Origin of the sequence: Nocardia sp. CY41, assembly GCF_009829325.1 — a bacterium.
Lineage (GTDB): Bacteria > Actinomycetota > Actinomycetes > Mycobacteriales > Mycobacteriaceae > Nocardia.
Map to the genome: position 1 here is coordinate 1 of NZ_VUOS01000020.1, position 22,490 is coordinate 22,490.

24 protein-coding genes and 1 tRNA gene are annotated in these 22,490 nt (G+C 68.9%); 15 read left to right on the plus strand and 10 right to left on the minus strand.

Translation table 11 applies throughout. The features are described from left to right. The 4 genes from GVY64_RS21840 to GVY64_RS21855 form a co-directional block, all read left to right on the plus strand. On the plus strand, positions 1–278 hold a 278-nt coding region (locus GVY64_RS21840; protein ID WP_442939613.1), incomplete at its 5' end, for an AMP-binding enzyme. A gap of 167 nt (positions 279–445) precedes the next feature. Continuing rightward, a complete protein-coding gene (gene nhaA / locus GVY64_RS21845) occupies positions 446–1,750 on the plus strand; it encodes a Na+/H+ antiporter NhaA (RefSeq protein ID WP_442939614.1) in 1,305 nt (434 codons plus the stop codon). A gap of 33 nt (positions 1,751–1,783) precedes the next feature. Continuing rightward, positions 1,784–2,290, plus strand: a complete 507-nt coding sequence (locus tag GVY64_RS21850) for a phage holin family protein (RefSeq protein ID WP_159844380.1) — start codon at positions 1,784–1,786, stop codon at positions 2,288–2,290. A 45-nt stretch (positions 2,291–2,335) separates the two neighbouring features. After that, positions 2,336–3,271 (plus strand): alpha/beta fold hydrolase, encoded by a 936-nt coding sequence (locus GVY64_RS21855; RefSeq protein ID WP_159844382.1) that lies wholly within the window; start codon positions 2,336–2,338, stop codon positions 3,269–3,271. A 71-nt stretch (positions 3,272–3,342) separates the two neighbouring features. On the opposite strand, the gene GVY64_RS21860 is transcribed toward GVY64_RS21855, so the two are convergent. The 4 genes from GVY64_RS21860 to nth all read right to left on the minus strand — a co-directional run bounded on the left by GVY64_RS21860 (position 3,343) and on the right by nth (position 6,677). Then, positions 3,343–4,536, minus strand: coding sequence for a MarP family serine protease (locus tag GVY64_RS21860; RefSeq protein WP_159844384.1), 1,194 nt, complete (start codon positions 4,534–4,536; stop codon positions 3,343–3,345). Further along, entirely contained in the window at positions 4,533–5,249 is a 717-nt protein-coding gene (locus GVY64_RS21865) for an NUDIX hydrolase (protein ID WP_201298106.1), read from the minus strand. Before GVY64_RS21865 ends, GVY64_RS21860 begins: the two co-directional genes overlap by 4 nt. An 85-nt stretch (positions 5,250–5,334) precedes the next feature. Beyond that, positions 5,335–5,979 carry a TlpA family protein disulfide reductase gene (locus GVY64_RS21870; protein ID WP_236567050.1) on the minus strand — a complete coding sequence of 215 codons (645 nt, stop codon included), beginning with the start codon at positions 5,977–5,979 and terminating at the stop codon, positions 5,335–5,337. Continuing rightward, positions 5,976–6,677, minus strand: a complete 702-nt coding sequence (nth, locus tag GVY64_RS21875) for an endonuclease III (RefSeq protein ID WP_236567067.1) — start codon at positions 6,675–6,677, stop codon at positions 5,976–5,978. The genes GVY64_RS21870 and nth overlap by 4 nt, the downstream gene beginning before the upstream one ends. A gap of 223 nt (positions 6,678–6,900) precedes the next feature. Here nth and GVY64_RS21880 point away from each other — a divergent pair, with 223 nt between their 5' ends. Both GVY64_RS21880 and GVY64_RS21885 read left to right on the plus strand, forming a co-directional pair. Further along, positions 6,901–7,143 carry a hypothetical protein gene (locus GVY64_RS21880; RefSeq protein WP_228829512.1) on the plus strand — a complete coding sequence of 81 codons (243 nt, stop codon included), beginning with the start codon at positions 6,901–6,903 and terminating at the stop codon, positions 7,141–7,143. A 133-nt stretch (positions 7,144–7,276) separates the two neighbouring features. Beyond that, positions 7,277–7,951 (plus strand): Crp/Fnr family transcriptional regulator, encoded by a 675-nt coding sequence (locus GVY64_RS21885; RefSeq protein WP_039794544.1) that lies wholly within the window; start codon positions 7,277–7,279, stop codon positions 7,949–7,951. Between the two features lie 62 nt (positions 7,952–8,013). Here the strand turns inward: GVY64_RS21885 and GVY64_RS21890 are convergent, their stop codons facing one another. From GVY64_RS21890 to GVY64_RS21900, 3 genes are read right to left on the minus strand one after another with little or no spacing between them, the layout of a single operon-like run. After that, positions 8,014–8,805, minus strand: coding sequence for an MBL fold metallo-hydrolase (locus tag GVY64_RS21890; RefSeq protein ID WP_159844386.1), 792 nt, complete (start codon positions 8,803–8,805; stop codon positions 8,014–8,016). A gap of 38 nt (positions 8,806–8,843) precedes the next feature. Next, positions 8,844–9,302 (minus strand): RidA family protein, encoded by a 459-nt coding sequence (locus GVY64_RS21895; RefSeq protein ID WP_201298121.1) that lies wholly within the window; start codon positions 9,300–9,302, stop codon positions 8,844–8,846. Between the two features lie 16 nt (positions 9,303–9,318). Next, entirely contained in the window at positions 9,319–9,480 is a 162-nt protein-coding gene (locus tag GVY64_RS21900) for a DUF4177 domain-containing protein (RefSeq protein WP_159844800.1), read from the minus strand. A 693-nt stretch (positions 9,481–10,173) separates the two neighbouring features. Between GVY64_RS21900 and GVY64_RS21905 the strand changes: the two genes are divergently transcribed. Together GVY64_RS21905 and GVY64_RS21910 are read left to right on the plus strand one after the other, a co-directional pair. Further along, positions 10,174–11,193, plus strand: coding sequence for an ArsA family ATPase (locus GVY64_RS21905; protein WP_159844803.1), 1,020 nt, complete (start codon positions 10,174–10,176; stop codon positions 11,191–11,193). Continuing rightward, positions 11,190–12,332, plus strand: a complete 1,143-nt coding sequence (locus GVY64_RS21910) for an ArsA family ATPase (protein ID WP_159844390.1) — start codon at positions 11,190–11,192, stop codon at positions 12,330–12,332. Before GVY64_RS21905 ends, GVY64_RS21910 begins: the two co-directional genes overlap by 4 nt. 94 nt (positions 12,333–12,426) lie before the next feature. On the opposite strand, the gene GVY64_RS21915 is transcribed toward GVY64_RS21910, so the two are convergent. Next, a complete protein-coding gene (locus tag GVY64_RS21915) occupies positions 12,427–12,750 on the minus strand; it encodes a WhiB family transcriptional regulator (protein WP_014981178.1) in 324 nt (107 codons plus the stop codon). A gap of 365 nt (positions 12,751–13,115) precedes the next feature. Here GVY64_RS21915 and GVY64_RS21920 point away from each other — a divergent pair, with 365 nt between their 5' ends. After that, the gene (locus tag GVY64_RS21920) at positions 13,116–15,485 is read left to right on the plus strand and encodes a penicillin-binding protein (RefSeq protein ID WP_159844392.1); all 2,370 of its coding nucleotides are present in this window, start codon (positions 13,116–13,118) and stop codon (positions 15,483–15,485) included. A 52-nt stretch (positions 15,486–15,537) separates the two neighbouring features. Here GVY64_RS21920 and GVY64_RS21925 read toward each other — a convergent pair whose 3' ends face one another. Further along, complete coding sequence (locus GVY64_RS21925; RefSeq protein ID WP_159844394.1) at positions 15,538–16,002, minus strand: GatB/YqeY domain-containing protein; 465 nt, start codon at positions 16,000–16,002, stop codon at positions 15,538–15,540. Between the two features lie 133 nt (positions 16,003–16,135). Between GVY64_RS21925 and GVY64_RS21930 the strand changes: the two genes are divergently transcribed. From GVY64_RS21930 to GVY64_RS21950, 5 genes are all read left to right on the plus strand, one after another. Continuing rightward, complete coding sequence (locus GVY64_RS21930) at positions 16,136–17,098, plus strand: metallophosphoesterase (protein ID WP_159844396.1); 963 nt, start codon at positions 16,136–16,138, stop codon at positions 17,096–17,098. A 500-nt stretch (positions 17,099–17,598) separates the two neighbouring features. Beyond that, the gene (locus GVY64_RS21935; RefSeq protein ID WP_159844398.1) at positions 17,599–18,792 is read left to right on the plus strand and encodes a hypothetical protein; all 1,194 of its coding nucleotides are present in this window, start codon (positions 17,599–17,601) and stop codon (positions 18,790–18,792) included. 60 nt (positions 18,793–18,852) lie between these two features. Continuing rightward, positions 18,853–18,926 (plus strand) — tRNA-Pro (locus GVY64_RS21940). Between the two features lie 219 nt (positions 18,927–19,145). Next, positions 19,146–20,021 carry an SDR family oxidoreductase gene (locus tag GVY64_RS21945; RefSeq protein ID WP_159844400.1) on the plus strand — a complete coding sequence of 292 codons (876 nt, stop codon included), beginning with the start codon at positions 19,146–19,148 and terminating at the stop codon, positions 20,019–20,021. A gap of 331 nt (positions 20,022–20,352) precedes the next feature. After that, a complete protein-coding gene (locus tag GVY64_RS21950) occupies positions 20,353–21,075 on the plus strand; it encodes an SDR family NAD(P)-dependent oxidoreductase (protein WP_159844402.1) in 723 nt (240 codons plus the stop codon). Positions 21,076–21,129: 54 nt separating this feature from the next. Here GVY64_RS21950 and GVY64_RS21955 read toward each other — a convergent pair whose 3' ends face one another. Next, a complete protein-coding gene (locus tag GVY64_RS21955) occupies positions 21,130–21,588 on the minus strand; it encodes a hypothetical protein (RefSeq protein ID WP_159844404.1) in 459 nt (152 codons plus the stop codon). A 193-nt stretch (positions 21,589–21,781) separates the two neighbouring features. On the opposite strand from GVY64_RS21955, the gene GVY64_RS21960 reads away from it, so the two are divergent. Beyond that, complete coding sequence (locus tag GVY64_RS21960; RefSeq protein ID WP_159844406.1) at positions 21,782–22,489, plus strand: GntR family transcriptional regulator; 708 nt, start codon at positions 21,782–21,784, stop codon at positions 22,487–22,489. Position 22,490 lies beyond the last annotated feature (1 nt).

Consider the following 22,490-nt stretch of genomic DNA (forward strand, 5'->3'; position numbering starts at 1 on the left):
CCACCGGCCAAGGCATCGTCGCCTTCGTCATCCTCACCGCCGGAGCACAAGACACGGGCACCGCGCTCATCGACGACCTCAAAGCCGAAGTCGCCCGCGAAATCAGCCCCATCGCCAAACCCCGCGAGATCCACATCGTCCCCGAACTCCCCAAAACCCGCAGCGGCAAAATCATGCGCCGCCTCCTACGCGACGTCGCCGAAGGACGCGAACTCGGCGACACCTCCACCCTCGTCGACCCGAGCGTCTTCGAGGCGATCCGGGCGGGCAAAGGCTGACCCTCAGCGCCGGACGCGGCCGGTGACGGGATCCGTCGTCGGCCGCACCCATTAAGATTGCGTGAGGTGTGCCGGGAAGTCTGGTCGGCGTGCGGTTGTGCACCCGTCGAGCAGTCTCCGGTGGGTGTGCCGCCGCGGTGCCCCACCCGCCGCCCGAAAGGTTTCCCGTGATCACGCAAGTGCGCTCGGAACTGTCCCGCTACCTCCGCACGGAAACCGTCGGCGGCACATTGCTTCTGATCGCGGCGGCGACCGCGTTGCTCTGGGTGAACTCGCCGTGGGGCGCGAGCTATCTGACGATGACCGAGACGGTCGTCGCGATCCCGCCGCTGCACCTGGAACTGACCCTGGCGGACTGGACCGCGGACGGTCTGCTCGCGGTGTTCTTCTTCGTCGCCGGGCTGGAACTCAAACGCGAGCTGGTGGTCGGCGAACTCGCCGATCGCAGGCGCGCCACGCTGCCGGTCATCGCGGCGATCGGTGGCGTGGTGACCCCCGCGCTGATCGCGGCGGTCGTCGGCTTCGGCCTGCCCGGTATGGAGCGCGGCTGGGCCATCCCCGTCGCCACCGACATCGCGTTCGCGCTCGCCGTGCTCGCCATGACCGGTTCGCGCATCCCCACGGGCGCACGCGTCTTCCTGCTCAGTCTGGCCGTGGTCGACGACCTCATGGCGATCGTCCTGATCGCGGTGTTGTTCACCGCGGCGGTGTCGCTGCTGTGGTTGCTCGTGGCCGCGGCGTGCTTCGCCGGGTGGGCGCTGGGACAACGGGCGCGCATCGGCACGCCGTTGCTGTACGTCCCGCTGGCGTTGCTGTCCTGGTACGCGCTGCACGAGGCGGGCATCCATCCCACCCTGGCCGGCGTCGCGCTCGGCCTGCTCACCCGGGTGCGTCCGGATCCCGGTGAGCGAGAGGCCCCCGCCACCCGGCTCGAGCACCTCTTCCAGCCGGTCTCCGCCGGATTGTGCGTTCCGCTGTTCGCCCTGTTCGCCTCCGGAGTCCCGCTGAACACCAAAGTCTTCGGTGAGCTCGCCACCGACCGGCTCGCGCTCGCCGTGATTCTCGGCCTCCTGGTCGGCAAACCCCTCGGCATCTTCGGGATGAGCTGGGTGGCAATCCGCTTGGGCGTGGCGACGCGTCCCGCCGAACTCGGCTGGCGGGACATGTTCGCCCTGTCGGTGCTCGGCGCGATCGGCTTCACGGTTAGCCTTCTCGTGGCGGAACTCGCGCTCGCCGATGTCGCGGACGGGTCGGCCGTCGAGTTGGCGAAGGCCGCCGTGTTGGTCACATCATTGGCGGCGTCGCTCGCCGGTTCGGCGCTACTGTTGCGGCGTGGGCGTGTCCACCAGGCTCGGCGGGACGCCCGTGCGCTAGAACGTGAACAACATGGCGGCGCGAGCGATCCGCCCGGAGGCGGTAGCCTGCGTGACCACGGAGGGCACCGGGAGCGCCGCCGATCGAACGGGAGTTGAAGCAGTGCCGGGACAGGGAGAAGGGTCGACCAAGTGAGTTTCAACCACGGCGGTAACGGGAGCGACGCGGAGCGCGGTCGTACGGTCACCTCCATTCCCCTCACGGACGCCGATCCGCTCGGCTCGGCGAGCTTCGGAACCCTGGTCCGCGACGCCGCCGAGCAGATGTCCACCCTGGTCCGCGCCGAGGTCGAACTGGCCAAGGCCGAGGTCACCGGGGAGATCAAGAAGGGCCTGCAGGGCAGCGTCTACTTCATCCTCGCGCTCACCGTGCTGCTGTTCAGCACCTTCTTCTTTTTCTTCTTCCTCGGCGAACTGCTCGACGTGTGGCTGGCCCGCTGGGCCGCCTTCCTGATCGTCTTCCTGCTGATGGTCGTGGCCACCGCGGCGCTGGCGTTCCTCGGCTACCGGCGAGTGAAGAAACTGCGCGCTCCGGAGAAGACGATCGACTCGCTCAAGCAGGCGCGCGCGGTGCTGCCGCACGGCTTGGGCCCGGCCGCGCACGAGGACCGTCCCGCGCTGCAGAAGCCGGCTTCCTAGGCGCGCCTGCACGAGCCGGTACGGCGGCTACTAGGCTCGATCGGCGTGTCGGCGAACTTGCTTCCGGATCCGTCCAGCGTCCGTTACGACGGACCGTGGACACATCGGGACGTGCACGCCAACGGCATTCGATTCCACGTCGTGGACGCGGCGCCGGAGCGGTCCGATGCGCCGCTGGTCGTGCTGCTGCACGGTTTCGCGGACTTCTGGTGGTCCTGGCGGCACCAATTGACCGGTCTGGCCGAACTCGGCTACCGCGCCGTGGCCGTCGACCTGCGCGGCTACGGCGACAGCGACAAGCCGCCGCGCGGTTACGACGGCTGGACGCTCGCCGGTGACGTCGCCGGGCTCATCCGGGCGCTCGGCTACACCGAGGCGACGCTGGCAGGGCACGCCGAAGGTGGACTGGTCTGCTGGACCACCGCGGTGCTGCATCCACGCCTGGTTCGCTCGATCGCCCTGGTCGGCTCGCCGCATCCGTCGGCGCTGAAGAGTTCCGTGCTGCGCAACCGCCGCCAACGCGCGGCCTGGCTGCCGAACTTCCTCCGCTACCAGCCCCCCTGGTACGGCGAGCACTTGCTGACCACCGCCGACGGCTTCGAGGTCGAACGGCTGTTGCGCGTGCGGGTGAGCGCGGGATGGGCGGGCACCGCCGAATTCGTCGACACCGCACAGCGGATGCGTTCGGCGATCCGGATTCCCGGCGCCGCGCATTGTGCGCTGGAGTACCAGCGCTGGGCCTTCCGCAGTCAGTGGCGTCCGGACGGTCGCCGGTTCATGGCGACCATGCGCGAACCCGTCCACATCCCGGTACTGGCCATGCGCGGCGAACTGGACCCCTACGTGCTGCCGGGGACCTTCCGCCGCGACCCGCATCTGTCGCCGGAACGGCGGCTGGCCGGCATCCCGGCGGCCGGGCACTTCGCACACCAGGAGAACCCGGACGCCGTGACGAAGGAACTGTCCAAGCTGCTCGCCTGAGCGGCCGGGAGTGCCCCGGCCACGCAGTTGCGTGGCCGGGGTCGCGCTGCTCACTACAAGCACGCGCCGGATCAGCTGAGTACGCACGCTCCGGTCGCCACCGGAGCGTCGGAACGCTGCGAAGCGGCGAGTTCGGAACGGACTTCGTTGAGCGTGAGGACATAACCGGTGTCGTTGTCGGTCACCGCCGCACCGAAGACCACTCCGAGGACCTGCCCCTCGGTATCCACCAGTGGCCCACCGGAATTGCCTGCTTGGACGAGCCCGCGCACCGTGTACACCTCACGCTTGACCGTGCCGTCACGATAGATGTTCGGGCCGGTCAGATCCAGGGTCTCGCGTATGCGAGCCGCGCTCGCGGTGTACCGGCCGCCTCCCGGGTAGCCGAGCACGATGGCGCTGTCGCCGGTACGGGCAGGCGCAGGCGCCTGGGGAACGACCGGAGCGGTGAGTCCGGGCACCGCGAGCACCGCGACATCCGTGAACGGGTCGAAGAGCACCACTGAGGCAGGCAGCGAACCGCTGGCCGTGTCCACATCGACGCTCGTGGTGCCCGCGACGACGTGGGCGTTGGTCATCACGCGCTCGGGCGCGATCACGAAACCCGAGCCCTCCAGCGCCCGCTGGCAACTCGGGGCGACACCGCGGATGCGCAGCACACTCTGTTGCAACGAGGCGGCGACCGGGCTGGCCAGCACGCTCGCATCCGGCGGCTCCACGGCCGCGATCGGCGCCCGGCCGAACGGCCCGATCACATCCGGCAGGCCGGAGGTGTTGAGCAGTTTGGAGAACTCGTTGGGCAGCTTGCGCAGCCAGTTCGGCGCGACATCGTTGACGTCGGCGAGCACCCGCGAGCCGTTGATCGCGGTCGCGATGGCCGGCTGCGACGAGGTGGCCAGCGGCAGCGCCAGCAGCCACGCGGTGACCAGCACGGCGACCGCCTGCAGCACCGCGCCCACCGCACTGTCCACACTGCGCGTGAACGGATGACGCATGCCGCTGCGCGCGGCGCGCCCCAGCACCATGCCCGCCACTTCGCCGACGATCACCAGCATCACGATGAGCAGCACGCCGGTGAGCACCCGGGTGCGGCCCTCGTCGACGTGCACCAGGATGTGCGGCGCGATCAGGATGCCCGCGACCGCGCCGAGCACGACGCCGAGGAAGGCCAGCGCGGAGGCCACCGCGCCCTGCCGCCACCCGGAGGAGGCAGCCAGCAGCGCCAGCAGCACGACGGCGATGTCGAGCCAGGCCGACGAGCTCATAACGTCATCCCCACGGCGGCAAGTGCGGTCTCCAGGTCACGGACGTCCTCGTGATCCCACTCGCGATCCCAGCCGGAGGCCTTGCTGATCCCGGCGAGGATGCCTGCGGTGAGGCCCCAGACCAGCATCCCGTCCACCTGGAACGCCGGGCTCTGATACCCGAGGTGGCTGCGGACCACGAAGCGGTTGGCCGGATCCAGCAGTTGCGCGAGCGGGACGCGCACGACCCGCTCGGTCTCGCTCTCGTCGACCACCCGCACCGCGCCGGGCGTGCGCCAGTACGCGAGAACCGGCGTCACGTCGAAGCGGGACACCGGCACGAACATTTGTGGCAGCACCGCGAACGGTTCCACGCCGGACCGATCGAGGCCGGTCTCTTCGCACGCTTCCCGCAGCGCGGTATCGATCGGACCGGCGTCGCCCGAATCCATCGCACCGCCGGGGAAAGCCACTTGGCCACGATGCTGGCGCATGGTGGAGGCGCGCTGGGTCAGCAGCACCTCCGCATCGGCGGGCAGTCCGCCGGGCGCAGCCGGATCCGGCTGGGGTGAGCCGCCGAACAGCACGAGCACGGCCGCTTGCCGCGGCGTGGAGGTCACGGTCATGGCGCGACGCAGCGCACGCGCTCTGGTCAGGGTGTCGGCGCTGTCGGTGGCCGGTTCGGCCGAGCGAGTCAGCCAACCCGGGATGTCGGGCGGCATCTCGATGGTCATCGCGCACCTCCCCCGCGCATTCGCCCACCGACCCGCGTGCACGCCCGCACCGTCACCTCCACCATCGAATCATCCACCCGCATTGTCACGCGGCTACTCCGAGCTTGCCCGCGACCGTATCCGCGATGTCATCCACCCCGTCGAATGCCCGCACGACGACATCGGCGACCGAGCCGTCGGCGCGCACCAGCACCGAGATCGGCAGCACCGCCGGGGCGCCGACCGCCGTGCGCACTCGCGCGTCGGCGTCGAGCACGCCGGGCAACCGCACATCCAGTCCACGCAGCCGGGACAGTGCTTTGGCTTCATCAGGGTCGCTGTGCACGGTCAGCACGGTAATCGCGTTCCCCGCGCGTTGGGCGTATTGCTGCAAATACGGCAACTCCTGGGCGCACGGTGCGCACCAGTAGGCCCACAAGTTCAGCAGGGCGGGTTTGCCCGCCAGCGCGGCGGCCAGATCCAGCGACCGGCCGTTCGCCAGGCATTCCACGGTTATCCCGGCCAGCGGGCCGCTCCCGTTCGCGGCGCCGGTCGGGCAATCCGGCAAACGTGCGGCAGCGCGCAAGTCATCGGAAACCCCGGAGGAGACGGGAGAAGACTGCGGCGCCTGCGGCTCGTCCTCCCCGCGCGGCCACACCGCGACCGCCAGCGCCACCACCACGATCAGACCGGCAAGCGCCCAGCGCCACGCATTTCCCGCACTCCTTCGGCCCGAGGGCTCCGAACTCACCGGCCCACCAGCTCGAGCAGGTGGTCCCGCTCCGGCCCCTTCACCAGCTTGGCCGCCGTCTCCGGATCGGTGGGCCCGATCCCGAACGACGGGCAGTCTTTGACCAGGACGCACGCGCCGCACGCGGGCTTGCGGGAATGGCAGACGCGCCGTCCGTGGAAGATCACCCGGTGCGAGAGCATCGTCCATTCCTTGCGCTCGATCAGGGCGCCGACGATGTGCTCGACCTTGACCGGATCTTCCTCGTCGGTCCAGCCCCAGCGACGGACCAGCCTGCCGAAATGAGTGTCGACCGTGATGCCGGGCACGCCGAACGCGTTGCCGAGGATGACGTTGGCGGTCTTGCGCCCGATGCCGGGCAGTTGCACGAGTTCGGTCAGGGTGTGAGGCAACTCACCGTCGTGACGTTCCAGCAACGCTTGGCCGAGCCCGATCAGCGAGGACGCTTTGTTCCGGAAGAAGCCGGTCGGCCGGATGTATTCCTCCAGCTCCGCGCGGTTTGCCTCGGCATAGGCGCGGGCGTCCGGATACCGGGCGAACAGGGCAGGCGTGGTGAGATTCACCCGCTCGTCGGTGCACTGCGCCGAAAGTATTGTGGCCACCGCCAATTCGAGCGGTGTGGTGAAATCCAGCTCACAGTGCGCATCGGGGAAAGCGGTCGCCAGCTCGCGGTTCATCCGGCGCGCACGGCGGACCAGCCCGAGCCGGGTTTCCGCCTGTCGCGCCCTGGTTTTCCGTTGCGGAGCCGCGGCGGCGGCCTGCGGCGTTTCGGAGGGCTCGGAGCCGGGCGGAAGCCCGTTCCCGGAGGCGGTGGAGGGGGAGACGCGCACGCGTCCACCATACGGAACCGGCAGACAACGTTGCCCTTCCAGTTCAGTTGCCGTGTTCCATCTGAGACCTCGACGGTGTTTACTGCTCGTCATGCAAGGACTCGCTGTGGTGCTCTTCCCAGTGGTGCTGATGCTGTTCGCACTGGGTATGGAGCGGGTCGAGAATCGGCTCCGCAAGCTTCTCGAACCCGACGAAGAGGTTCAGCAGTACCTGGACAAGGCAAGTAACGCCGAGGTGAAAGAGCTGACGAAGCTCGGTCTGCCCGCTGCCGTGGCCCGGATGCGCAGGCGCCGCTCGCGCGGCGAGGAGATGGACGTGGCCCGCGCGAGCTGACCCGGCCCGAGCGCCGCGCAATCCACCCGTTACGTGGTGTCCGTCACTACGCTGTAGTGACGCCGCGTAGACTGCGCTGTTGGCCGAGTCGCTTCGGTCCGGTACAGAGCCATTTCCCATAAGGAGCACATTCGTGGACGAGGCCCTCGCCAGAGCAGGCATCTTCCAGGGCGTCGAGCCCACTGCGGTGGCCGCCCTCGCCAAACAACTTCAGCCGGTGGATTTCCCGCGCGGTCACGTCATCTTCAACGAGGGCGAGCCGGGCGACCGGCTGTACATCATCACGTCCGGCAAGGTGAAGATCGGACGCCGCTCGCCCGACGGCCGCGAGAATCTGCTGACCATCATGGGCCCGTCCGACATGTTCGGCGAGCTGTCGATCTTCGACCCCGGCCCGCGCACCTCCACCGCCACCACGGTGACCGAGGTGCGTGCGGTGACGATGGACCGCGACGCCCTCAAGACCTGGATCGACCAACGGCCCGAGATCGCCGAGCAGTTGCTGCGCGTTCTCGCCCGCCGCCTGCGCCGGACCAACAACAACCTGGCCGACCTGATCTTCACCGACGTCCCCGGCCGGGTCGCGAAGGCGCTGCTGCAGCTCGCTCAGCGCTTCGGCACCCAGGAGGCGGGCGCGCTGCGGGTCACCCACGACCTGACCCAGGAGGAGATCGCCCAGCTGGTCGGCGCCTCCCGCGAGACCGTGAACAAGGCGCTCGCCGACTTCGCGCATCGCGGCTGGCTGCGGCTGGAGGGCAAGAGCGTGCTCATCTCCGACTCCGAGCGTCTGGCGCGTCGCGCCCGGTAACGTCTCCGACGGCACAACGCCGGGTTCAGCGCTCCACTGAACCCGGCGTTCCGTCGTTCCGGCTAACCGTGCACGCGCAGATAGTCCAGCTGCGCCTGCACCGAACTGCGCGCCGCGGGCCACAGCCGCTTGTCCACATCGGCGTAGACGCGGCGCACGACCGACATCGCGCCCGCGTCCGAACCGAGCGCCCGCAGCGCTTCGCGCACCTGGTCGAGGCGCTCGTGCCGATGCGCGATGTAGTAGCGGGCGACCGGCTCCAGATCCGGGTGGTCCGGGCCGTGGGCGGGCAGCAACGCCCGGCCCTTGCCGACCTCGACCAGCCGGTCCAGCGAGGAGAGGTAGTCGGCCAGCGTGCCGTCGCTGGAATCCAGCACGGTGGTGCCCGCGCCGAGGATGGTGTCGCCGGTCAGCACCGCGTCATCGAGGAGGAAACTCAGCGAATCACCGGTGTGACCCGGCGTGTGCAGCACGGTGATCCGCAGGCCGGCCGCCTCGATAACCTCGCCGTCCACCAGAGGGGCGTCCGCACCGCGCAGGAAACCGGCCTCCTTGGCGCGCACCGGCGTCCCGGTCTGCTCGACCAGCCGATCGATGCCGCCGGTGTGATCGTGATGCCGGTGGGTGATCAAGGTGAGCGCGATCCGGCCGCCGGTGGCCTCGGCGATCGCGGCCGCATGCGCCTTGTCCTTCGGCCCCGGGTCCACCACCACACAGTCCGGTGCTCCCGGCGCGCGCAGGATCCAAGTGTTCGTTCCTTCCAAGGTCATTCGTCCCGGATTGTCGGCGAGTAGCACCGCCGCCGTCTCGGTGACCTGCCGGAGCTGCCCGTAGGCGGGGTGTGTCAACGTCATCGCAAACCTCGGATAGAAACGGAGCCGACAGTTCCGGTCTAGCGCACCTCGGCGATCAGTTCGACTTCGACCGGAGTATTACGGGGAAGTTCGGAAACGCCGACCGCCGAGCGCGCGTGCTTGCCCGCGTCACCGAAGACCCGGCCGAGGAACTCCGACGCGCCGTTGATCACCACCGGTTGATCGCCGAATCCCGGTGCCGAGGCGACGAACCCGACCACCTTGACGATCCGCACCACCGCGTCGAGCCCGACCAGATCGTGCACCGCGGCCAGCGCGTTCAGCGCACACAGCCAGGCAGCCTCCTTCGCCTCCTCGATGGAGACCTCCGCGCCGACCTTGCCGACCGCGGACAGCTCGCCGTCCACGAACGGCAGTTGACCGGAGGTGTAGACGAGCGACCCGGTGCGGATCGCGGGAACGTAGGCCGCGACCGGGGGCACGACCGGGGGCAGGGTGATTCCGAGCTCGGCGAGGTTCTTCTCCCACTGGGTCACTGCGCTCGCCCTCCTTCTACTTGCGCCGCTTGAGGTAGGCGACGTGCTGCTCGCCGGTCGGACCGGGCAGCACGGTGACCAGCTCCCAGCCGTCGGCTCCCCACTGGTCGAGAATCTGCTTCGTCGCATGCGTCAGCAGCGGCACGGTGGCGTACTCCCACACGGTCGTCTCACTCATCTCACTCATGTGCGAGAGCGTAGCTGTGTCTAATTGCCGCGACTGCGTCGCGGCGTGTTCGCGGCCCCCTGGTGGCTCGCGTTTGCGCGACCACCGCTTGCTCCTTCGTCGCGTACGCGGCGGGCCGCGCAAACGCGAGCCGGGCCGCGAACGGAACAGGCGCGGTCTCGCTTCGCTCGAAACCAGGAGCTGGGGTGCGCTGGGCGCGTCAGGCGAGGCACCACTGTTACAAAGCACGGCGCGAAGAGAGCTCGCGACCGACGAACGGAATCGGCCGACGCGAGCCGCACCGCGAACCGCACAAGGTCGGTCTCGCCTCACTCGAAACCGGCAGTTCGGGTGCGCTGAGCGCGTGAGCTGTGCAGCCGCGCCAGCCGAGGGCACCGGGCGTTCTGCCGCATGGTGCGGGGCCGCCTGCGGTTGCCATTGCCCATCTTGTGCCGCCTGGCCGTACCGATCGACCGGATAGCCGAGCTGGGTCGGCGTCGAGGCGGCAAGGTCGGGCACGGCGGCCGGACACGGTTTGCGGACCTCCGAACCGGGGGTGCAGGTGCGCTGGACGCGTGGGGGCGCAGCCGCATGGGCGGGGTGGGCCGTGGTTTCGCGCGGTGTGGCGCGCACCCGTCTGGTACGGCCGGTGCCCCGGGATAGCGGACCAGTTATAGGCTCGCGAGCGTGGGAGTACCAACAGCAGTGCCGCTTTCGGCGGAGCCGGGAGCGGACGCAAGGTGGCCGAAGCGCGCTGAACAGGCCCGCTTGCACTATGTCTCCGGCAAGGGAGGCACGGGCAAGTCGACGGTCGCCGCGGCGCTGGCGCTCGCGCTCGCCGCGGGCGGGCGCCGGGTGCTGCTGGTCGAGGTGGAGAGCAGACAGTCCATCGCGCAGCTGTTCGACCTGCCGCCGCTGCCGCCGACCGAGACACGGATCGCCACGGCCGACGGCGGAGGCGAAGTGGTCGCGCTGGCGCTGGACATCGAGCACGCCTTCCTCGAATACCTCGACATGTTCTACAACCTCGGCTTCGCCGGCCGCGCGATGCGCAGGATGGGCGCCATCGAGTTCGTCACCACGATCGCGCCCGGTCTGCGCGACGTCATCCTGACCGGCAAGATCAAGGAATGCGCGGTTCGCGTGGACAAGTCCGGCAAGCGGGTCTACGACGAGATCGTGGTCGACGCACCGCCCACCGGGCGGATCGCAGGCTTCCTCGACGTCACCAAGGCCATGGCGGAGGTGGCCAAGGGCGGTCCGATCGCCTCGCAGGCCGAGGGCGTCTCCCAGCTGCTGCACTCCGACCAGACCATGATCCATCTGGTCACGCTGCTGGAGGCGCTGCCGGTGCAGGAAACCGCCGACGCCGTCGCCGAGCTCACCGCCGCGGACCTGCGCATCGGCACCGTCATCGTGAACCGGGCGACCGAAGGACAGCTCCCGCCGGAACTGCGCGCCCGAGCCGCCACCGGTGATCTGGACGCCGACGCGATCCGCGCGGGCCTGGACTCCGCCGGGATCGCTCTCGCCGACAGCGACTTCCAGGGCCTGCTCACCGAGACGGTCGAACACTCGGCCACGCTGCAAGCACAGGACGACAGCGCCGAGGAATTGGCCAAGGTCGACATCTCCCGGCTCTACCTGCCCGCCCTCCCCGACGGAATGGATCTGGGTGGACTGTACGAGCTAGCCGAACACCTCACCGCCCAGGGAGTCCGATGAGCACGCCGACCCACCCCGCCACGGCTGCCCCGCTGGATATATCGCGGATCATCGCCGACCCGTCCGCCCGCGTGGTGGTCTGCTGCGGCTCCGGCGGCGTCGGCAAGACGACCACCGCCGCCGCCCTCGCGCTGCGCGCCGCCGAGCAGGGCCGCAAGGTCGTGGTGCTGACCATCGACCCCGCGCGCAGGCTGGCTCAGTCACTGGGCGTCGCCGACCTCGGCAACAATCCGCAGCGGGTGGCGCTGGGTCCGGAGGCCAAGGGCGAGCTGCACGCGATGATGCTCAATATGCGTCGCACGTTCGACGACATGGTGCTCGAGCACACCAGCGCGGAGAAAGCGCAGCAGATCTTCGCCAACCCCTTCTATCAGACGGTCGCCTCCTCCTTCGGCGGAACGCAGGAGTACATGGCGATGGAGAAGCTCGGCCAGCTGGCCCACCGAGGCGAGTGGGACCTGATCGTGGTCGACACCCCGCCTTCGCGCAACGCCCTTGACTTCCTCGACGCGCCCAAGCGGCTGGGCAACTTCCTCAACGGCCGCATGATCCGGGTGATCATGGCGCCCGGCCGCGGCGTGACCCGGATCGTGACCGGCGCGATGAGCCTGGCGGTGCGCGGGGTGTCCACGGTCGTCGGGGGGCAGATGCTCAAGGACGCGTCGGATTTCCTGCAATCCTTGGAGTCGCTGTTCGGCGGCTTCCAGGAGCGCGCCGAGCGAACCTTCGCGATGCTGTCCAAGCCGGGCACGCACTTCCTGGTGGTGGCGGCGCCGGAACCGGACGCGCTGCGGGAAGCCTCGTTCTTCGTCGACCGCCTCTCCACCGAGCGCATGCCGCTGGCGGGGCTGGTGCTCAACCGCACCCATCCGGTGCTGAGCTCGCTGTCGGCCGATCACGCGCTCACCGCCGCCGATCAGGTGGCCGACTCCGATCCGCTGACCGCGGCGGTGTTGCGGGTGCACGCCCGCCGAGTCGCCACCGACAAACGGGAACAGCATCTGCTGCATCGGTTCACGGGCGCGCATCCGCGCGTGCCGATCGTCTCGGTGACCGCGCTTCCGTTCGAGGTGTCCGACCTCGACGCGCTGCGTGTCGTCGGCGATCAGCTGGCCGGAACAGCGCGCACCACCGCCTGATACTTAGGCGTATCCGCTATCGCTCCGAACTGAAATATCGGTCCTGAAACGAAACTGAGCCCGCTTGCGCGGGCTCCGTTTCGATTTCGCGGGACTACATCGCCACTTGATGCTGACGCTGGGCCTGGAAGAAATCGGCCCACGAGGTCACTTCCGGATGCTGCTTCAACAAGGCGCGGCGCTGCCGTTCCGTCATGCCGCCCCACACACCGAACTCCACCCGGTTGTCGAGCGCGTCGGCACCGCACTGCATGAGCACGGGACAGTGCCTGCAGATCGTCGCCGCTTTGCGCTGGGCCGCGCCGCGCACGAACAACTGATCGGGGTCCACTTCCTTGCATCGGGCCTGGGCTACCCAGGCGATCCTTGCTTCGGCCTGCTCCACGTCCAATCGAGCGATGGGGGTTGTCATGTGCATTTGGTGTGCCCCTTTGCAGTCCGAACACCGTCAACGGCGCTCCAGAATCGCGTTGTCACCGCGCAGCACCCAAACCCCGCTGCGAAGTGCACCACATTCCACTTTGAGTGTTAGCTCTATCACACTGAGTTCTCAATCTAGGTAAAGGTATGGCGCTTGCGCAAGACCACCTCGAGATTTTTTGGTACGTCCGTCCCTGCAAAGCCGGGCGCGCACTGGACGGGCAGGCAGATTGCGTGCGCGCCCTCCGGCGACACGCCGGTCCTGATCGCGCGACACGCCCATTCCGGTTCGCGAACAACCAGTTCCGGGCTCCGGACAAATGCCGCCAAGAAGGCTGGAACGGCAACCCGTAGTCTTGATTCGTGCCGATCACACATACGCTCGCGCGGCTGGCCGGCAGCTGCGTGCTGGCCTCCGTGCTCGTCGCCGGGTTGTTGTTCCCGCTCGCCGGCGGCTTCGGGTTCGTCTCCAACCGCGCCGCCGACGCCGTCGACAACGTCTCCGCGGAGCTGGTCGAGGGAACGGTGCCCGCGGTCTCGACCATGGTCGACGCGGCGGGCAATCCGATCGCCTGGCTCTACGAGCAGCGCCGATTCGAGGTGCCAAGCGACCGGATCTCCAACGACATGAAACTGGCGATCGTGTCCATCGAGGACCGTCGCTTCGCCGAACACGAAGGCGTCGACTGGCAGGGCACGCTGCGGGCGTTCCTGACCAACAGCGCCAGCGGCGAGGTCCAACAGGGCGCGTCGACGCTGGATCAGCAGTATGTGAAGAACTTCCAGCTGCTGGTGGTCGCCAAGACCGACGCCGAGCGCCGCGCCGCCATCGAGACCACTCCCGCCCGCAAGATCCGGGAGATCCGGATGGCGCTGACGCTGGACCGGGAGCTCACCAAGGACGAGATCCTCACCAGGTACCTCAACCTCGTCCCGTTCGGTAACTCCTCCTACGGCATCCAGGACGCCGCGAAGACCTATTTCGGCGTCGACGCGGCCGAACTGAACGTCTCGCAGGCCGCGATGCTCGCGGGCATGGTGCAGAGTTCGTCCAAGCTGAACCCCTACACCAACCCGGACGGCGTGCTGGCCAGGCGCAACACGGTGCTGGACACGATGATCCAGAACATCCCCAGCCGCGCCGAGGAGTTCCGCGAGGCGAAGACCAAGCCGCTGGGCGTGCTGCCGGAGCCCAAGGGCCTGCCGCGCGGCTGCATCGCCGCCAACGACCGCGGCTTCTTCTGCGACTACGCGCTGCAGTACCTGGCCAACGCGGGCATCAGCCGCGAGCAGATCGAAAAGGGCGGCTACCTGATCCGGACCACCCTCGATCCGGCCGTGCAGGACTCGGTGAAACGCGCGGTGACCGAGGCGGCGAACCCGAACCTGGACAACATCGCGGAGGTCATGTCCGTCGTCGCGCCGGGGCAGGACACGCATCCGGTGCTCGCGATGGCCAGCAGCCGCACCTACGGCCTGAACCGGGATGCGAGCGAGACCGTGCAGCCGCAGCCGTACTCCATGGTCGGCGACGGCGCGGGCTCCATCTTCAAGGTCTTCACCACGGCCGCGGCCATGGAGAAAGGCCTCGGTATCAACGCCCAGCTCGACGTGCCCGGACGCTTCGAGGCCAAGGGCATGGGTAACGGCGGCGCCCGCGGGTGCCCGGCCGCCACCTACTGCGTCGAGAACGCGGGCCGGTACAAATCACCCATGTCGGTGACCGAGGCGCTGGCCACCTCCCCCAACACCGCGTTCGTGAAGCTGATCCAGGCCGTCGGGGTCACCCCGACCGTCGACATGGCGGTGCGGCTCGGCATGCGCTCGTTCACCGAAGCGGGCACTTCGGGCCACGGCAACCAGAGCCTGGCCGACATGATCAAGGGGCAGAACCTCGGCTCGTTCACGCTGGGACCGGTGGCGATCAACCCGTTGGAGCTGTCCAACGTCGCGGCGACGCTGGCTTCGGGCGGCCGGTGGTGCCCGCCGAACCCGATCAAAGAGGTCATCGACCGCCAGGGCAAGCAGGTCCCGCTGACCCAGCAGGCTTGCGAGCAGGTCGTCGAGCCGGGCCTGGCCAACACCTTGGCCAACGCGATGAGCAAGGACGACACGGCGGGCACGGCGGCGGGCGCGGCCCAGTCGGCGGGCTGGAACCTCCCGATGTCGGGCAAGACCGGCACCACCGAGAGTCACCGCTCCTCGGCCTTCCTCGGCTTCACCAATGCGCTGGCCGCCGCGGTCTACGTCTACGGCGACAGCCCGACACCCGGCGAGATCTGCTCGTTCCCGCTCCGCAACTGCGGCGACGGCAATCTGTTCGGTGGTAACGAGCCCGCGCGGACCTGGTTCAACGCGATCAAACCCGTGATACCGCTGTTCCCGCCGCCGGGCCTGCCCCCGCTGGACGACAAGTATGTGCGCGGCGCGAACAACGCCCAGGTACCCGACGTGGTCGGCATGCCCCAGGGCGAGGCGACCGCCAAGCTGGTAGCGGCGGGCTTCCAGGTGTCGCCGGTCACGGGCGCGGGCGATCGCCCCAAAGGCACCGTGATGGGCACAGCGCCGAACGGGTCGGCCATCCCCGGCTCAGTGATCACGCTGTACATCAGCGACGGCACCGTCCGGGCTGCGCCGCCGCCCGGCCCGGCCGCGCCGCCGCCGGGCATCCCGGGACTGCCGCCACCGCCGCTGCTGCCACCGATCCCTATCCCGATCCCGATCCCGCGCTGACAACGAAAAGGGGCCGCGAATCCTACGGTTCGCGGCCCCTTTTCGTCGCTGCCTACAACCGCGCCTTCACGGCCGCCGATATGCGCGAGCCGTCGGCCTTGCCCGCGGCGAGTCCGGTGGCGATCTTCATGACCTGCCCCATCTGGCGCATCCCGGGACGCTCCCCGATCTCCTCGGCGACCTGCGCGATGGCGGTGTCGGCGAGATCGGCGACCTCCAGGTCGGTCAGCTGAGTCGGCAGGTACTCCTCGATGATGCGCGCCTCGGCGTGCTCGTTCGCCGCCAGTTCGCCGCGCCCGGCCTGCGTGTAGACCTCGGCGGATTCGTTGCGCTTCTTCGCTTCCTTCTGCAATACGGAGACGACCTCGGCGTCGGTGAGCTCACGGGCCTCCGAGCCGGCGACCTCCGCGGTCTGGATCGCCGACAGCAGCATCCGCACTGTGGAAAGGCGCAGCGTGTCCTTGGCTTTCATCGCGGCGGTGAGATCCGCGCGCAGCTGCGATTTGAGTTCCGACATGCCGCTCACGGTAGCCGCTGCGGCGCGGCGGTCCCACTACATTTGCCGCGCGGCCCGATTTCCCGTCGTAAAAACGGGCGCTTGTGCGGAAACACACTCGGCGCTCCTGCACGAGGTCACCTATGCTGGGCAAATGCCCGTGATCTCGACCTCTGCTGTACGCACGACCGCGCTGGGAGCCGCCGGGGCCGCGGTGGCCGGAATCGGCTACGCCTCGCTGGTCGAACGCAACGCCTTCGTCCTACGGGAGGCGACCATGCCCGTGCTGGCGCCGGGGTCGTCGTCGCTGCGGTTGCTCCATCTCAGCGACCTGCACATGATGCCGGGACAGAAGCTCAAGCAACAGTGGCTGCGGGAACTGGACCGGCTGGAGCCCGACCTGGTGGTCAACACCGGCGACAACCTGTCGCACCAGAAGTCGGTGCCCGCGGTGGTCCAGGCCCTCGGCGGATTGCTCTCCCGCCCGGGCCTTTTCGTTTTCGGCAGCAACGACTACTTCGCGCCGGTGGCGAAGAACCCGCTGAAGTACTTCAAGAAGGACCATCGCCGCACCTACGGCGCTCCGCTGCCGTGGAAGGACCTGCGCGCCGCCTTCACCGAGCGCGGCTGGCTCGACTTGACGCATGTGCGGCGCGACCTCGAGGTCTCCGGGATCCGCATCGCCACCGCCGGTGTCGACGATCCGCATCTGCAACGCGACCGGTACGACACGGTCGCAGGCGCCCCGAACCCGCTGGCCGACCTGCGGCTCGGCCTCACCCACTCCCCCGAGCCCCGCGTGCTGGACCGTTTCGCCGACGACGGGTACGACTTGGTGCTCGCCGGGCACACCCACGGCGGCCAGTTGTGCCTGCCCGGCTACGGCGCCCTGGTCACCAACTGTGGGATCGACCGGTCCCGGGTGAAGGGTCCGTCGAAGTGGGGTGAGCACACCCGGTTGCACGTCTCCGCGGGGGTCGGCACCTCTCCGTGGGCGCCGTACCGATTCTGCTGCCGTCCGGAGGCGACGTTGTTGACGCTGGTCGCCGCGCCGCCGAAGCGGCCGGGAGCCGACACGGGCCACGGAGTGTCGGCATCGGAGGCCATCGCCCGCTAAGGTCCCCTGCCGAGACGTGTGTCAGGTAGGGGACAACTGTGAGTGGATTCGACGACCGGCGCGACGACCCGACGATTCTGGGACGGCCCGCCGGGCCGCCGGTTCCTCGGCAACAGCCCGCCCCCGCACCGGGTTCCGCCTTTCCCCCGGCAAGAGACGACTTCGCCCCTCGCCCGCCGGACGACGGAGCGCATCCGCGGCAATCCGGCGCGCCGCAACAGCCGTCACAGGGGCAGCCCGGCGAGTACGGCCAACCAGTCCAGCCCGGTGCCACGCCGTGGCAGCGCGGCGGCCGAGAACAATCTCCCGGTAATCCGGAGCAGTGGCAACCCAGCTCGCAAGAGCACGCCCCCACGTCCCCGTGGCAACCGGGAACCGCGCCGACCGACGGTGGCGGACCGCCGCACCCGTGGCCATCCGACCCTGTTCCCCAGTGGCAACCGGGTCAAGAGCCCGCACCCACACTCCAGTGGCAACCCGCCTGGCCGGGCGATCCCGCCTTGTCATGGGCGCCGGACGCACCCGCGCAGGCCGATCCGACCCTGCTCGCCCAGTCGCCGGGTGGCCCGCAGCCAGGAGGGCAGGACCGAAACGACCCGACGATCCTGGCTCGAACCGCCGGACAATGGCCGCCGCAGACCGACCCGGATCCCGCCCACGGGCGCAACGATCCGACCATGCTCGGGCAACCGCTCGGCGCGCTCGACCAGTCCGGCCCTGTCCGAAACCGAAGGCTGACCGCCGTGCCCGACCTTGCCGACTCGACGCCGACCCAACTCGGCTATCCGGTCGATCGGTTCGGGCATCCGACGCAAGGTGGGCAGTGGCAACCCGCGGGCGGCCCCGGACCATACGGCCCAGCGCCCGATGGTCGACCCGGCTACGGTCCGCAAGGCGGCTTCGGGGGACCGCCACCGAACCATCCGAACGCCCGCGACCGGGGAACGCTCGTCCTGACGATCGGCTTGGCGGTGCTGTTGGTGGGCGGTCTGGTAGCCGGGGCAGTGGCCCTGACGAGGACCGACAAGGACGAAGCCGCTCGGGACGCGACACCGTCGATGGTGAACGCGCTCACCACCACCACCGCTGCGCCCGCGCCCACCCGGACCACCACCACATCCGCCCCCACGACAACCGCCCGGGGTTCCGGCGACAAGAACCCGGTCATCCCCGGGTTCCAAGTCGTCAGAGCGCCCGACAGCGGCGCGGCCTACGACGTGCCCGCCGACTGGACGATCGCGCCGCAAGGCACCATCGGCGGATTCGGCGAACCACCGAACGCCGTCGCCGGCAAAGGCTTGGCCAGCGAGGGCAAAGGCTACTGCCCCGGCTCGACCCGGACCGTCGCTTTCCTCACGGGCTCGAACACCTCCGATCCGGGAAAGGCGGCGACCGAACTCGGCACGAGGACCGCCACGCTCGCCTACAAGGCGACGCCCGGCGGCACGCCCGGATTGCCCATGCCGTTGGCGTCGCTCGACGGTTCCCAGCACGGCATGTTCGTGGAGACCAAAGGCACGGTCGCCGACGCCAAGCCCGGCTGCGCGAAGGCGTACTCCGTCTACACCGCCGCGTTCCCCAACGAAGAGGGGAACTTCGTCATGGTGATCGCCGCCGACACGGGCGTCCCGCACGCCCTCGACGCCGAGACCGCCAAGCGCATCTTCACCAGCATTCGCCCCCTCGCAGGCTGACTGACCTGCCGGTTTAACGTCTCGCGCCACCCTGTTGTAAGCTACTCCAGGTTCGCTTCACGGGGTGTGGCGCAGCTTGGTAGCGCGCTTCGTTCGGGACGAAGAGGTCGCAGGTTCAAATCCTGTCACCCCGACTCGTGGTTGAGACGACGGGAAAGGCCCCTGACCGGTGCACGGTCAGGGGCCTTTCCCGTTGCCGAGCCAGCCACCGTGATGCCGACGAGTAGCGACAATGTAGCAACCGGAAGCAGGCGCGAATCCGCGCGGCGGTGGCGGCCGAACCGCCCCCGGTTGCGCCGAACGGCGGTTAGCCTCGGAACAAGATCGACCGAATCCGAAGGGCAACACCGGCTATGCGCGGACCCACTTCCCCATCCACGACGAACGAGGGTCTGCTCGCAGGCAAGACCGCGGTGATCACCGGAGCCAGCCGTGGCATCGGCTCGGCGATCGCGATCAGGTTCGCGGCGGAGGGCGCGAACGTCGCCATGATCGCCCGCACCCAGGAGCCGCATCCCAAACTGCCCGGCACCATCCACACCGCCGCCGCCCGCGCCGAAGCCGCAGGCGGGGCCGTGCTGCCGCTGGTGGCCGACGTCCGCGACGACAAGGCGCTGGCCGACGCCGTCGAGCGGATCGTCGAGCGTTTCGGGGGCATCGACATCCTGGTCAACAACGCCGGATCGGTCGATCTCACCGGTGCGGAGCAGATCGGCATGCAGCGCTACGACCACATGCAAGCCGTCAACGTCCGCGCCCCGTTCCTGCTCTCCAAGCTGGCGCTCCCGTACCTGCGCAGCTCGGCCCGGGCCGGGCGCGACCCGCATATCCTCACGCTCTCCCCACCCCTCAACATGAACCCCGAGCACGTCGGCAACGGTGTCGCCTACACCGTCTCCAAATACGGCGTCAGCATCGCCACGGTCGGTCTGGCGCACGAATTCCGGGCCTACGGCATCGCCGTGAACTCGCTGTGGCCGCGGACGAAAATCGACACCGCCGCGGTCCGTAACCTGCTCGGCGGTGCGGAAGCCGTCGCCGCATCCCGCACCGCCGACATCTGCGCCGACGCCGCCCTGCTCGTGGTGACCAGCCCCGCCGCGACCAACACCGGCCGGCTGCTGCTCGATGAAGAGGTTCTAGCCGCCAACGGAATCACCGATCTGGACCGATATCGCGTTGCCCCGGGTGACGGCGCGCTGGCCCTCGACCTTTTCATCGACGCGTAGCGAGACCGCTCGCCATCGCGCGAATCAGCGGGTTCCAAAGCCTTTCACGCACGAGGCCGATGCTGGTGCGTCGCCTCGGCACATGCTTGCAACGCTACAGCGCGGCGATCGCGATCGTCACCGGAACGACGCGAGAGACCGCTGTTACGCGCACGCGCGACCGGACTCGGGCATTCGTTCCGCGCTGCCGGTCCCGCGGCCGCTGCGAACGCTCACCATCGCCGGTGCACTCGACACGGTGCGGACCGGCGGTCCTTCGTAGGTTGGTCCGGCCGGATGCGGGAATATCATCGCTAGAACCTTATTTCCGCAATCGACGAAAGGTCCGCAGATGAGCAAGCCCGTCGATAGCGTGCCCGCGGACAAACCGCTGTCCGGGAAGACCGCGCTGGTCACGGCGGCCTACACCGGGATCGGCAGGTCGATCGCGAAAACGCTTGGCGCGCAGGGTGCACGGGTCGTGGTGCACCATCCGCACTTCCCTGAGCCCGCCGCCGACGTGGTGAAGGAGATCACCGAGGCCGGCGGCACCGCGCTGGCGCTCGCGGCCGATATCGCCGATCGCGGCGAGTACGAGGAGCTGGTGCAGGCACTGCTGGAGGAATGCGGCGAGTGGCATCTGCTGGTCAACACCGCGGCGGTGCCGGAGTCCGAGCCCTTCCCCAAGCTCAGCTCCGAGGCGTTCGACAGCGCGTTCGCGGCGACGGTGAAGGGCGTCTTCCACGGCCTGCAGCTGGCTTTGCAGCACTTGGCCGACGAAGGCCGGATCATCTCCGTCTGCGATCCCGCCGACCCGGGCAGCGCGGTGCACGACGCGACGCGCGGCGCGGTCGAGCAGCTCGGCCAGGCCGTGGCCCCGGACTTCGTAGCGCGGCGGATCACCGTCAACACGGTCAGCTATGGCGAAGGCACGACGGACAACGCGGAACTCGAGACCGCCCTCGCCGCGATGCAGCCGACCGAGCCGAGCGCGGTGGTCGCCTATCTTTCCGGCGCCGCGGCGAGCACGGTCAACGCACAGGTCATCCGGCTCAACGGCACAAGCGGCCGCTGACGGCGCGATTCCCGACCGGCGCGCCCGCCCGGCGGCGAGCGCGCCGCCGGGCGATCACGCGACGACCGTGCCGCCGTAGGACGTGAATCCCCGGCCCAGCGCCTGACAGGTGAAGCTGCCGTGGAAGCCGACCTGGCACGACGCGCCCGCGTGCTCGATGATCGGACCCCACTGTCCCGAACCGGTCTTCACGTCGTAGATGCTGGGATTGCCGCCCGGCAGGGTGTAGGGCGTGCCCGGGTCGAAGGTGGGATGCGCGGGCAGCCAGGGCTGGTCGATCGCGATCTCGCTGACCGGCACCGGTACCGGGACGTAGGTGTCGCCGATGTAGTAGCTCAGACGCAGTAAAGCGGCGAAATCGCAGCCGAGCGAGCCGTCGGCGAAGATCGCGCAGTTCGTGCTGCCCACCGAGAAGTAGACCGTGCCCGGGTCGGCCTGAGCGGTACCGGCCGCGAGAATCGGCGCCACCGCTACGGCGGCGAGTGCTCCGGCGAACTTCGTGCTGCGCTTCATACCGTCTCCTTGTTGCTTCGCTGATGGACAACCGACTCGACGAGTCTGTCGATCCGGCGCGGGATTCCGTTTCGCCTCCCTGCCGGACCGGTCGGCGGGGCACAGCGCCGCGACCGGCGCGGTGAGCAGACGCTAACGCGGCGATAACTTACGGACACTCCATCGAAATGGGAGGTCAATAGCGTATACAGGCATGTCGACACGGATAGCGACCCTGGCGGACGCGGCGGGCAAACCGCTGCGCGACGTGGTGTACGCGGCGCTGCGCAGCGAGCTCATGAACGGAGACATCAAATTCGGCGAACGGCTGACCGAACCGAAACTCTCCGCGCGCTTCGGCATCTCGCGCACGCCGATCCGCGAAGCGCTGACCGTCCTGTGCTCGGACGGACTGTTACAACGTGAAGAATACGGCTTCAGTCCGGTACGGCCGAGCATCCCGCTGATCCGTGACCTGTACGAGCTGCGAATCACGCTGGAGCTGGGCGGTTTACAGCGCGCGATGACCAATCCCGCGGTCACTCACGACCGGGAACTCCTCGAATCCGAGCGCGCCGCCTGGCTGGAGCTGCGCGCCGACCCGCCGGAACAGGAACCCGGTTTCGTGGTGCGCGACGAGGAATTTCACGTCACCCTACTCACCGCGGCGGGCAACACGGAGATGGTGCGGGCACTGAAGGCGGTGAATTCCCGCATCCGCCACGTACGGATGTACGACTTCATGGTCAACAACCGGATCGAGACCACCATCGCCGAGCATCTCGGAATTCTGGACGCCGTACTGGCCGACGACCTCCCGCTCGCGTATCGGCTGCTGCACACGCACATCGGCGAATCGCTTGACGTGGTGCTCGAACGAGTCACCCGCGCGATCGCGGCGATGTCGCTGGCAACGGATTAGC